We start from the raw sequence: 13,248 nt of genomic DNA, 5'->3' as shown, positions 1-13,248 counted from the left end.
GTCGCTATTGGTGCTAAACGTGCCCCGAATGAGCCACTTTCTCAAGAATAGCTGCAGTGGAGTCCGAAACGTATCTCAAAAGGTGTTAAATGAGTAAATAACGTCATCTGAGTCCGCAAGCCTCCTCAGTCTCAGCAAGTGCTGGTTACTGGTGTGTTGAGTTACTTATTTTGCACATACCCAGCTGCTATCGGACCCAGATGACCTTAAATGCTGAAAAGTGCGGGATTTTCGATGTTATCGGACTCCATAGTCGCTATTGATGCCAAACGTGCCCCAAAAGAGCCGCTTTCTCAGGAATAGCTGCACTGGAGTCCGAAACGTTGCTCAAAAGGCGATAAATGAGCAAATAAGGTCATCTGAGTCCGCGAGCCTCCTCGGTCTGAGTAATGCTGGTTACTTGGTGTTGTGCATCTATTGTTGTTGACTGCATGGCGAGTTTGATGGTGGGGACTTACGGTTTGAGCATCGATTGGTGTGAACGCTTGGGCGTATTTAGCTACTAATCATCGTTGAACATCAAACTTCGAACATCTAGACCATATTTGCACATACCCAGCTGCTATCGGACCCAGATGACCTTAAATGCTGAAAAGTGTGGGATTTGCGATGTTATCGGACTCCATCGTCGCTATTGGTGCCAAACGTGTCCCAAAAGAGCCGCTTTCTCAGGAATAGCTGCACTGGAGTCCGAAACGTATCTCAAAAGGCGATAAATGAGCAAATAAGGTCATCTGAGTCCGCGAGCCTCCTCAGCAACAGCAAGTGCTGGTTACTTGGCGGTGTTATGTACTAATCGCCGAAGAATGTAAATTACCCATTATGCGCACGCTAACCTTAAGCCATAAAAAAGACCGCTCCTAAAGAAGCGGCCAGATTTCCTCCCAGACGGTGTCCAGGATTCCCTGCATGTTATCTTCCATGCTGTTAATTGCAATGACTGCTTGAGCGTCCGGCACCACAAGACAGAATTGTCCATGAGCGCCATCGGCACGGTAAGCGTCGTGGGAGCAGAGCCAGAATTGGCAGCCGTATCCTTCTCCCCAGTCGCCGTTTCCATCATTGTCGATCTGTTTTTGTGTAACAAAATCGATCCATGCTGCGGGGATCAGTTGCTGGCCCTGCCACTTTCCTTGCTGTAAAAGCAGCTGTCCAAACCGGCTTAACTCTTCCGTGTTAATCTGAAGTCCGGCACAGCCAAGGGTGATCCCTTGAGGTGTTATTTCCCAATCCACATTGTTTATACCCAGAGGTGCAAACAAACGAGGTACCAGATAATCCTTTACGGTTTGCCCGACGCGGGCTTGCACCATTGCAGAGATCATAATGGTATCTCCGCTGCTGTATGTAAATTTCTCTCCGGGAGCTCTGTCTAAAGTCAGAGATAAATAATGCTGCACCCAATTTTTATCCTTCAAGGCTAATCTCTCTTCAGCCCAAAATGGAGGGGAGTCGTGCCCTGTACTCATTCGCAGTAAATCGAACAAAGTTATATCTCCGGGCTGCATGGAAGGAGGTGTTTGTTTAAGAGGAGAGACATACTCCGGAAAAACATCTTTAAGCGTTGTTTCCAGTGTCAGCTTCCCTTCATCAATGGCAAGACCTACTGCCATAGAAGTAAAAGACTTGCTGACGGAATGCTGCAAGCGCCGAATATCCTCCGTGAGATCCAGTTTTCCCACAAGGTTTCCGTTTTGAAGCACACGAACATTGAAGATATTCAGGTTTCGTTCACGAGCCTTAGCTGCGAATTGAGCCATGTTCAACATAAAAAGAGTCCTTCTTTCTCTTGATATTCCTAGCTAGGATAGCGAAGTGACAAAAAGAAAAACTAGAAAAATGAGTGGAAACGTTTTCTGTTAAAACGATAAAAATCGCTAAATTGATGGTATTCCATTCTTATTTCAAAGTCAATAAAGCAAGAAAAACTATTGTTTGATATATAAATACCTTTTATTTCTAATTTATAGATTGAGTAACTATAGGCTTATTGTAATTTTAACCAAATAAAAAGTGATGAATCACAATTTTTTTGTGTTTTTAGTTGACTTATAAAAATTACCTGTTCATAATGGACGAAGTAAGCGGAAAAAACACGCTAAGGACTCAAAATGATGTCGTGGGAAACGTTTCCCATCATTTCATGCGTTTCCACAACCTGATTTTCATCGGGTGAAGGGGGGACTCATCATAGGAGTGGAGCAAGGTAAATATGAATATCAAAGATATTGCAAGGCTATCAGGCGTGGGTATCGCCACAGTCTCCAGAGTAATCAATAATAGCGGTGTTGTAAGCGATACAACTAGAGCTAAAGTAATGGCGGTTGTTAGAGAACATAACTATATTCCAAACGGTAATGCCAGCAACTTGAAAAAAACGCGATCCAATACCATAGCGCTAATGGTAAAAGGGATCTCAAACCCGTTTTTTGCCGACATGATCAAAGAAGTTGAACGCCAGGTGAACCTGCGGGGATGTCCGCTAATGATCCAGCATGTAGAAGATGGAGTAGACGAGATCGATATCGCTCTACAGCTTGTAAAAGAAAAAAATCTATATGGCGTAATTTTTATGGGCGGAACGTATGATCACTCCGAAGATAAATTCAAACAATTAAAAATTCCATTTGTTCTGACTACCATTACGACTACAAAAGAAGTCGATCCTGCTGTTTTTTCAAGCGTGATCATTGATGATCTTCAGGAATCTTATAAGGCTGTCAGCTATTTAATCTCATTAGGACATCGCAATATCTGTTTTTTGGCCAGATTTCCTCTGGTGCAAAATACAACAGGTAATCGGCGGCTTATGGGATATATCAAGGCGCTTGAGGAGCATGGAATTGAGTACGACCCTTCAATGGTAGAGGACTGTGAATATAGTCCAAGCTCTGGCTTTACAGCTACCAAACGTCTGCTCAATAAGAAAAAAGATATCACTGCTGTTTTTGCTGCATCAGATACGATTGCCATTGGGGCGGCTAAGGCGTTATTGTCCTTGGGCTTATCAATTCCAAATGATGTTTCGATTATCGGATTCGACGGGATTGAAATGGCAGAATATTATCATCCATCTCTGGATACGATCAGCCAACCCGGAGTGGATATGGCGAAGGCCAGTGTTGAAATTTTGTTTGACCTGATCACAGGTGATTCGCAAAACAAACATATGGTATTCGAATCCGTACTGGTTAAGCGGGGATCTTGCAAGAAAATAAACAAATGAATAAGAACGAAAAGGAGATAACTCATGGCATTATTAACAGTTGAGACAGGCTCTCCTACCTTGAGAATGACAACGACCATCAGTATTATCTCCCCCGTCGATTCAGGCAACATGTCTGGAGGAACGCTCTACCTGCTGCATGGTGCTGGTGATAACGCCAGTACTTGGCACAGGATGACTACTATTGAGCAGTATGCAAGTCAATATGGTTGTACAGTCATAATGCCCCAAGTAAACAGGAGCTATTATACAGACATGGAGTACGGACTGGATTACTTCCACTATGTGACCCATGAGCTTCCCGAGCTTTGTGGCCGAATGATGAGGTTGGATGATAATCCGCAGAAGACGTATATCGCTGGTTTATCGATGGGCGGGTATGGCGCTCTGAAATGTGGACTTACCTATCCCGAGCGTTACAGCAAAGTGGTTTCGTTATCAGGAGTTACCGATCTTCAGAAACGATTAAACGATCCGCAAATGTCCAAGGACATGGCGAGGGAGATGGCGGGTACTTTTGGAAAACGCTTACAAATTAAGCCGGATCAGGATCTGTACGCTTTAGCCGCTAAATTGGTCGACGATAAACGTAACCTGCCTTCGATTCTGACTTGCTGTGGTTCGGAAGATCCGTTTGTGGAGATGAATCGGGAATTCGCAGCTTACCTAGAGACGACCCCTTATGAATTTCAGTATGTTGAGACCCATGGAACTCATGAATGGCGATTCTGGGAGGAGCATCTGAAGACAACCTTTGATTTCTTGTACAACTAAAAGACATAAGCAGAGTGAGGAGATGCAAATTGAAATCCGAAGTTGCAATACCGGCTAAAAAAATGAACGACAGCAGATTCCAACTGTTCCTAAGAGAAGTCTGGAAGAACAGAATGGTCTATACTCTGGTGCTTCCTGGACTAGTGTGGCTTTTCCTATTCGCTTATCTGCCGATGGGTGGTCTATCTTTGGCTTTTAAAGATTTTAAAGCGAATTTAGGAATTTGGGGCAGCCCATGGAGCGGATTCGAGAATTTCACCTATGTGTTCCGTGACCCAGCTTTTATTGACGCCGTATGGAGAACGTTAACCATTAACATCGGTAAGCTGATTATTCAGTTCCCTTTTCCAATCATATTGGCATTGCTGCTGAATGAACTACGCATGAATCGTTACAAAAAAGCTTTACAGACGGTGTTTACATTTCCGAACTTCCTGTCATGGATCGTAGTATCCGGGGTTGTTATCAATGTGCTTTCCTATGATGGTCTGGTTAACAGCCTCATTCAAATGTTTGGCGGGACAGGCATTAACTTCCTGGGTTCTGAAAAAATGTTCGTTCCGATGTTGTATCTTACGGATATCTGGAAATCAGCAGGTTGGGGAGCCATTATCTTTATGGCCGCTATCTCTGGTATTGATACAGACCAATATGAATCCGCACAGATTGATGGTGCTACACGCTTGCAGCAAATGTTCCGCATTACTCTGCCTAACATTCTTCCGACGATTACGATTATGTTTATCCTTTCTGTCGGTGGCCTGATGTCATCTGGATTTGACCAAATCTTTAACTTGAGCAACGCTGCAACGAAAAACGTCTCGGAAGTACTAGATGTGTATATCTACCGAATCACGTTCCAGTCTTCAACAGACTTTTCATTCTCCACTGCAGTCAGTTTGTTCCGTTCACTTGTTAATATGATTCTGCTGATTCTGGCAGATAGAGCTGCCAAACTTATGGGCGGAGACGGTTTATTCCGGTAAGAAAGGAGTGCAAATGTATGAGTAAAAAAAAGCTGACAATTATGCAAGACCATAAAAAAATGACCGCTATGGATTATGTGATTTTCGTAATTCTGAGTGTGGGCGCTTTGGCCATTCTTATTCCATTCTGGAATGTCATTATGATTTCTTTTTCTACGCAAAAAGAATACGCTGATAACCCTATGATGTTATTTCCGAAGAACCCAACACTGGAATCCTATCGGGCACTCTTTGCTGATGGGCGGATCGGGACAGGGTATTGGAATACCTTTAAGATCTTAATCTTAGGACTCCCGCTTAGCTTGTTCTTAACGACAAGTATGGCTTACGGCCTTAGCCGCAATAAATTCCCGGGTAAAAAGCTGATTTTTATGCTTGTCCTGTTCACAATGATTTTTAATGGCGGGATTGTACCTTTGTATCTGGTGATGAAGGATCTGCATCTGACAGGTAACCTTTGGTCAGTTATTCTGGCTGGAAGCTTCAGTGCGTTTAACCTGATTCTGATGTCGAACTATTTTAGCAGTCTGCCTGAGTCCCTGATGGAATCTGCGCGACTTGATGGTGCTGGGGAATGGAGAATCCTGTTCTCTGTAGTCTTGCCATTATCTGCTCCAATCGTAGCTACCATCACATTGTTCTACGGAGTAGCCTTCTGGAATGGATGGTATGACGCCATGATCTTCCTGCGGAAAGCGGATCAGATGCCACTGCAGAACGTGTTGCGATCTATCATTATGGAAGCCCAAGTGAATGCATCGAATGCCACGAGTGTTGACGCAGTGGGTAAGCAATCATTCTCTATGGGTATGAAAATGGCGGCAGTATTCGTTACCATGGTTCCTATTATGTGTTTCTTCCCAATGCTCCAAAAGCACTTTGCCAAAGGGGTACTTACAGGGGCTATCAAGACCTAGTGGTTTATGATTTATCCATATAAAAGAGGGTCAGTCACACAATTTAAGGAGGACAAAATGAATATTTTAAAAAGAAAATCTGTAAAGTCAATCCTTGCCGGTGTTTTATGTCTTACTCCAATCATGTTGGCAGCATGCTCAAGCTCAGACAATAATGCTAATAGCGGAAATTCAGGCAATCCAACAGATGGATATAAAGATGAGTTGAAGATTTCGTTAGCCAGCACCATTAAGACAACAGAATCTGATTTTGATAACGTGTATCATAAATATTTTACGGATAAGTTCAATATTAAATGGGATTACAACTATATTGAATGGGATTCATGGGCTGAGAAGCTGCGCCTGTGGATTAACTCCGGTGATCTTCCTGACGTAGCAAGCTGGAACTATGTTCACGGTGATGCTCTTAATTACATTGATCAAGGGCTGCTGTACAAGCTGCCAGATGACTGGAAAGAACGTTGGCCGAATGTGGCAGCCGCTTATAAGCTGACAGGACTTGGCGATGAATTGGAGAAAGCGGTAGGTGGCACTTATGTTCTGCCAAGACCGGTATACTTTGAGAACAAGCCGGCAGATCCGCTCATTAACCAAATCGGAGTAATTGCTCTGCGTTCTGACTGGGCTAAAGCCGTTGGTTTTGAATTGAAAGATGCCTACACTACTACAGAACTGATGGAATTTGCTAGATTGCTTAAAGAGAAAGACCCTGGCAAGGTAGGAGATAAACTCATTCCTATTTCTTATGACATCAACGATGCTTTGACTAATATTGTAATGGCTAATAGCGTGCACTCCAGAGTAGAGTCAGCATTCTATAAAGATGCAGATGGCAAATACCAATGGGGTCCAGCCAACGATGAGACGTTAGCGGCACTGAAAGAACTTCAAACTACTTATAAAGAAGGACTGCTGCACCCTGAGTTTTATACTTGGAAAAATGGCGAATCTGGCCAAAAGTTCACAGTTAACGGTGTTTCCGGTATTACGAGTCTAGGTGGTTTGGCTTCTTACAGAAAAGACATGGACGTTAAAATGAAAGATAACCTAGGTGTAAATAGTGATGACCTAGTGCACACAGCTATTGTACTTGGCGATGACGGTAAATATCGTAACCTCGATCAAGTTAACTTCTGGTCTGCTGTAATCTTCTCGCCAGATATTAGCAAAGAGAAATTTGAACGGATTATGGACTTCATGGAATATACAACAAGTAAAGAAGGTCAATTGACCGTTAACTTGGGCTTTGAAGGAACAGATTGGAAAAAAGGCGAAAATGGCGAATTAATCAGCTTACTCCCTGAAGGAACAACATTGGATAAGAAATATCCGAACCGTTTTGAAGGACTGTATGTCTTGGCGGATGACTTTAGTATCGTGAACCCTGCGATCAAAAAAGAATATCGCGATCGTTCTGTAGAACTGTTCAAAGAAAAAGCTGAGCTTGCTTTAAAAGACAAAGCAACGGCTGAATATGACTGGGATTACCAGTTGTATGATTCCAAGGCTAAAAATCAGGCTTCCTTTGACTATGCTACAGAATACACTAACCTGATTTTGAAACCAGGCGATCTAGAGACGAACTGGAAAGAATGGGTTAAGAGCAAACAATCCCTCGTTCAGCCGGTTCTAGATGAACTAAACAATCTAAAAAAATAGCTTTCGCCCTATGCATGTAGGAATGAACCTACAGGACCCGCGTGCAATTCTTGCACACGGGTTTTTCCATTCATAGGCATCGGCAGAATTGAACAATGGAGGATTTGAAATGAATGAGCAGCAACTGACTACCTTGTTGAACCAGATGACGCTTGAAGAAAAGATTGCACAATTGCAGCAGCTAGCCGCTAATTTCTATGAAGGGGCAGAGGATGGAGGACAAATCACTGGCCCTATGGCATCCATGGGAATTACGGACCACATGATCGAGAGCAGCGGCTCTGTACTTGGTCTATCAGGTGCAGCGCAAGTCATTGCGGTTCAGGAAGCCCATTTACGCAAAAATAGATTGGGCATTCCCTTGCTGATGATGGCGGATATTGTGCATGGCTTCAAGACGATTTTTCCGGTCCCGCTGGCAATTGGCTGCTCTTGGGATATGGATCGCGCAGAGCTGAGCGCCGAGATTGCGGCAAAAGAAGCGGCAGTCTCCGGTGTGCACGTTACTTATGCGCCAATGGCGGATCTTGTACGGGACCCGCGTTGGGGAAGAGTAATGGAGTCTACAGGAGAAGATCCATATTTGAATGGTAGGTTTGCCCGTGCGTTTGTGCGCGGATTTCAAGGAAGTGACTTGACTGGTGATGTAGATCGTCTGGCGGCTTGTATTAAGCACTTTGCTGCCTATGGTCTATCCGAAGGCGGCCGCGATTATAATACGGTGGATTTATCGGAACGGCAGCTGCGTGAATATTATCTGCCGGCCTATCGTGCAGCACTGGATGAAGGTGCAGAAATGGTCATGACTTCATTTAATACGATTGATGGGATTCCGATAAGCGGCAATGTCAAACTCCTTCGCCAGCTGCTTCGTGAAGAATGGGGATTTGATGGCGTATTGATTTCGGATTGGGGTGCAGTGAAGGAACTGATCCCACATGGTGTCGCCGAGGATGAGGCTGAGGCAGCACTTAAAGCCATCAAAGCTGGTGTAGACATCGAGATGATGACGGCTTGTTACATTCATCAGCTTCCGGCGCTTGTTGCAGATGGGCAAGTAGATGAGAAGATTATTGATGAAGCTGTGCTTCGTATTTTGAAATTGAAGCAAAGATTGGGCTTGTTCGAGCATCCGTTCCGCGGAGCTGACGTCGAGAAAGAGCGTGAGGTAATCTTCTGTGAAGATCATCGAAATGCGGCGCGTGAGTTGGCGGTTAAATCCTGCGTACTGCTCAAGAATGATCAGGTTCTGCCGCTCGCTGCAGAGCAACGGATTGCGCTAATTGGACCGTTTGCTACTAGCGGAGATATTCTTGGACCGTGGTCCTGGTTGGGTTCAACGGAAGAGGCAAGCCGTCTTGCACCGGCACTTCAAGCTCGCGCAGGTGCGGGTAAGATTACTGTTGCAGAAGGTTCTGGAGTCGATAGCTTTACAGAGGAACAGTGGCTGGAGGCGGAAGCGGCTGCTAAGCAAGCTGATGTGATTGTACTGGCGCTTGGTGAACATTCAGAGATGAGTGGAGAAGCGGGCAGCCGTTCAGATATCCGTTTGCCGGAAGCGCAGCTTGAGCTTTTACAACGTCTGAAACAGCTGAATAAGCCTATCGTGGTGGTGTTGTTTAATGGACGTCCACTAGACTTGGCCGGTGTGTACGAGCATGCAGATGCTATTCTGGAAGCCTGGTTCCCAGGCAGTGAAGGCGGAGCGGCAATTGCCAGCCTACTTTATGGAGATGAGAATCCTTCAGGAAGATTAACGATGTCTTTCCCGGTATCCGTTGGGCAGATTCCAGTCTATTACAATCATTTCAACACTGGACGCCCACTTCATGCTCCGGGTGCCGACAAACGTTATGTCTCGCAATATCTGGATATTCCTAATGAGCCGCTTTTGCCATTTGGTTTTGGACTAAGCTATACGACATTTAGCTATAGTGAACCAATTCTGTCCGGTGAAATCATGACTGAAAATCAGCCTATTGAAATAACCGTTACGGTGACCAATACTGGAGAAGTAGATGGGGAAGAGGTAGTGCAGCTGTATATCCGAGACATTTCCGGAGAGGTCGTCAGACCAATGAAGGAACTGAAGGATTTTGCCAAAATCAACCTCTCACCAGGGGAAAGTCGTGAAGTGACCTTTACCCTTACCGAACAGCAGCTTCGTTATTATCATAGCGATCTAAGCTTTAGCAGTGATCCGGGACGATTTAAATTATTCGTCGGTTCGAACAGCAATGAGGTTAAAGAACGGGATTTTTGCTTAACATTAGCATAAGTAGAATATATACGGCAGTAACGCCGTAATGGAGGAAGTGTAAAATATGACTACTAATTTGAATACTAACATCCGTTTAAACGCCGGGGATCTATCCTTCACTTTTACAAACAGCGGGGACTTGTTCCAAGTCCTTTACGAACGGACAATGATCAATCAATTGCTGCCAAGCATTGTGGACGGCTCATTATCCAATCTATATTTGCGAGTGCACAATGATGGAAACATTCAAGCCATTCCTTTGCTTGGCATTCATTCTTCAAGCACTGTACGTAAGGCTGGAAACCGTTTGGTTTGGGAAGGTACTGCGGAAAATATAGAATATCAAGTTATTTTCACCCCTACTGCAGGAGGAGCTTGGTTCTGGGATGTGAAGCTTACTGGACAAAATGCAGAGGTAGATCTCGTGTACGGACAGGATGTAGGGATTGCTGATATCGCCGCTGTCCGCAGTAATGAAGCTTACTTGTCACAGTATATCGATCATGCGGTATTTGAGGATCAATCCAAAGGGTACGTTGTTTGCTCTAGACAGAATCAGCCACAGGGCGGGAAATTCCCATATCTGCAACAGGGTTCACTTACCAAGGCAACGAGCTTCTCAACAGATGGTTTTCAATTCTTTGGACTGTCCTATAAAGAAACCAACCAACCAGAGAGCTTGGGTCGTGAGCAATTAAGTAATGAAATCTATCAATATGAATTCGCATATACTGCGCTGCAATCGGAACGGGTGAAGCTGAGCGGGGAAACACGGTTTGTGTTCTACGGATTGTTTAAGCAAGATCATCCAGAAGCGATCACTGCGCTAGAATTTGCTAATGATATTGCTGCGGCTTGGGACGCTGTTAAAGATTTACCTTTAGAAGCTGAAGCAGCACTTGAACGTTCTTTCTTCTCGAAGGAGCTGGGAGCACCGCTGGCTGCAGATTCGCTGACAGAGAAAGAGATCGAGGTCTTGTTTCCGGTTCGTTATCAGGAGGAGAGAGAAGGAGACACACTACTTTCCTTTTTCACGGAGAATTATGAGCACGTAGTATTAAAAGAGAAAGAAATGCGCGTAGAACGGCCACACGGTCATATCCTGATGAGTGGGGATAACGCTCGACTTAATGATAAGGTCATCACAACAACTTCTTATATGTACGGGATCTTTAACTCCCAGGTGGTAATTGGAAATACCAATTTTAACAAGCTAATGTCCAATCCAAGAAATGCGCTTAACATTCCAAAAGCTTCAGGACAACGCATTTATGTAGAGTGGAACGGTGAATATCGTTTGCTGACCATGCCTTCTCTATTTGAGGTTGGCTTCAACTATGCTCGTTGGTATTACAGAACAGATGGTGAATGCTTCATTATTACGAACTACACCACCGAAGATTCGCCAGAGATATTCCTGAATGTGCGTTCGGAAAGCGGACGAGCTTATCGTTATTTAGTCACTAATCAAATCACCATGAACGTTAACGAATACGAGCTTCCATATCAAGCTAAGCAAGAAGGTGGAGCAGTAATCTTCTCGGCTGACAGAAGCGCACTAAGTGCTGGTGAATATCCTGACTTACAGTATAAATTACAGGTACAGGGTGCGGAGTTAACTCTGCAGGATGAAGGTAGACTTGTCTCTCCTGTTCAACCAACTGAAGCACCGTTAGCAGTACTGGAGCTGTCTGCCAGCAGTGAATGGACCTTGAATATTCAAGGCCTTCTGGATGGTAAGTCACTTGCTCCAAGAAATCGTTCAGCTGAGGAAGAGATTTCTGCTTATCGCGCGTTTTATGCTGGTGTGATGAATGGATTCCGCCTGACGCTTGGGGACGGAACAGAAGGTGAACTGTTTAAGGTTAACGCTCTGACTTGGTGGTACACACATAACATGCTGGTTCACTATTCGGTTCCACATGGTTTAGAGCAATATGGTGGCGCTGCTTGGGGAACACGGGATGTATGTCAGGGACCTGTGGAATATTTCATGGCTACGCAAAAATACGAACAGGTTCGTGAAATTTTGCTGACGCTGTATAGTCATCAATATGAAGATGATGGCAACTGGCCACAATGGTTCATGTTTGATAAATACACGAAGATACAACAAGAAGAGAGCCATGGAGATATTATTGTGTGGCCGCTTAAGGTGCTTGGAGACTACTTGGCAGTAACTCAGGATTACAGCATCTTGGGAGCAACAGTGCCGTATACCCGTAAGCACAGCTTTGACTTTACAGAAGAAAAAGCGACGTTGCTGGATCATGCGCGGAAGGAAATTGCTTATATTAAGGATCATTTCCTGCATGACACACATCTGTCTTCTTACGGTGATGGAGACTGGGATGATACACTCCAGCCTGCAAATCCACAGCTGAAGCAGTATATGGTTAGCAGCTGGACAGTGGCGCTTACCTATCAGACACTTAATCAGTTCTCAGAGGTACTTCGTTCAGTTGATCAAGCTGAGGCAGAGGAACTGAAGGCGATGGTGGAAGGAATCCGTAAGGATTTCCATACTCATATGCTTCAATCCGAAGTGATTCCTGGCTTCCTGTATATGGAGGACCCTGAGCAGATTAAGCTTATGGTGCACCCAAGTGACACAGAAACAGGTATCCAGTACCGTCTGCTGCCAATGACGCGCAGTATGATCAGTGAGCTGCTTACTCCGGAACAGGCCGAAGCACACTATGATGTCATTCAGGATAAACTATTCTGCCCTGACGGTGTACGTCTGATGAATCGTCCAGCTCAATATGTTGGCGGGGTCAGCACTCATTTCAAACGTGCGGAGCAAGCGGCTAACTTTGGCCGGGAAATTGGACTTCAGTATGTGCATGCACATATCCGTTATGTAGAGGCTATGGCCAAGCTCGGTAAAACCGATCAGGTCTGGAAGGGTCTGGCAGCGATTAATCCGATCGGAATCCGCGATGTGGTGCCAAACGCTGAACTACGTCAAGCTAACTCCTATTTCAGTAGCTCGGATGGTAAATTTAACACCCGTTATGAGGCACAGGAGAATTTCGATAAACTGCGCAATGGTGACGTAGCTGTTAAAGGTGGCTGGAGAATCTATTCCAGCGGTCCTGGGATCTATATGAACCAGTTAATCTCGAATGCACTGGGGATCCGTACGGAAGGTGGAGACTTAATTGTTGACCCGATTCTGCCGGAATCGCTGGATGGAATGCACTTTAGCTTTGAATATGCAGGCACTAAGGTAGATTTTATCTATCATCTTACAGGTCGTGAGATCAGTCGAATTACTATCAACGGTACGGAAGTGCAAACAGAAGGTACACCTAACCGCTATCGTAGCGGTGGTGTTCGCATCAAGCGTGCGGACTTTGACCGTCTCAGCACGGAAGCTGGAAATGTGATAGAGATTTATAAGTAACATTATATATAGAA

The 13,248-nt window shown here is 44.7% G+C and carries 8 protein-coding genes; 7 read left to right on the top strand and 1 reads right to left on the bottom strand.

The window, feature by feature from the left end:
- Nucleotides 1-860 precede the first annotated feature (860 nt).
- Nucleotides 861-1,769 (bottom strand): serine hydrolase, encoded by a 909-nt coding sequence (locus NSQ66_RS24420; protein ID WP_076142396.1) that lies wholly within the window; start codon nt 1,767-1,769, stop codon nt 861-863.
- Nucleotides 1,770-2,212: 443 nt separating this feature from the next.
- On the opposite strand from NSQ66_RS24420, the gene NSQ66_RS24415 reads away from it, so the two are divergent.
- From NSQ66_RS24415 to NSQ66_RS24385, 7 genes are all read left to right on the top strand, one after another.
- A complete protein-coding gene (locus NSQ66_RS24415; protein WP_076142395.1) occupies nt 2,213-3,226 on the top strand; it encodes a LacI family DNA-binding transcriptional regulator in 1,014 nt (337 codons plus the stop codon).
- Between the two features lie 24 nt (nt 3,227-3,250).
- The gene (locus NSQ66_RS24410; RefSeq protein WP_076142394.1) at nt 3,251-4,000 is read left to right on the top strand and encodes an alpha/beta hydrolase-fold protein; all 750 of its coding nucleotides are present in this window, start codon (nt 3,251-3,253) and stop codon (nt 3,998-4,000) included.
- Between the two features lie 62 nt (nt 4,001-4,062).
- Nucleotides 4,063-4,986 (top strand): ABC transporter permease subunit, encoded by a 924-nt coding sequence (locus tag NSQ66_RS24405; protein ID WP_036687012.1) that lies wholly within the window; start codon nt 4,063-4,065, stop codon nt 4,984-4,986.
- A 17-nt stretch (nt 4,987-5,003) separates the two neighbouring features.
- Complete coding sequence (locus NSQ66_RS24400) at nt 5,004-5,903, top strand: carbohydrate ABC transporter permease (RefSeq protein ID WP_036686985.1); 900 nt, start codon at nt 5,004-5,006, stop codon at nt 5,901-5,903.
- Nucleotides 5,904-5,960: 57 nt separating this feature from the next.
- Nucleotides 5,961-7,565, top strand: coding sequence for an extracellular solute-binding protein (locus tag NSQ66_RS24395; RefSeq protein WP_038573076.1), 1,605 nt, complete (start codon nt 5,961-5,963; stop codon nt 7,563-7,565).
- 109 nt (nt 7,566-7,674) lie between these two features.
- Entirely contained in the window at nt 7,675-9,843 is a 2,169-nt protein-coding gene (gene bglX / locus NSQ66_RS24390) for a beta-glucosidase BglX (protein ID WP_076142393.1), read from the top strand.
- Nucleotides 9,844-9,889: 46 nt separating this feature from the next.
- A complete protein-coding gene (locus NSQ66_RS24385; RefSeq protein WP_076142392.1) occupies nt 9,890-13,234 on the top strand; it encodes a cellobiose phosphorylase in 3,345 nt (1,114 codons plus the stop codon).
- Nucleotides 13,235-13,248 lie beyond the last annotated feature (14 nt).

Origin of the sequence: Paenibacillus sp. FSL H3-0329, assembly GCF_037963285.1 — a bacterium.
Lineage (GTDB): Bacteria > Bacillota > Bacilli > Paenibacillales > Paenibacillaceae > Paenibacillus_AQ > Paenibacillus_AQ odorifer.
The sequence above is the reverse complement of the archived record's forward strand: the minus strand, read 5'-3'. Positions and strand labels throughout refer to the sequence as shown.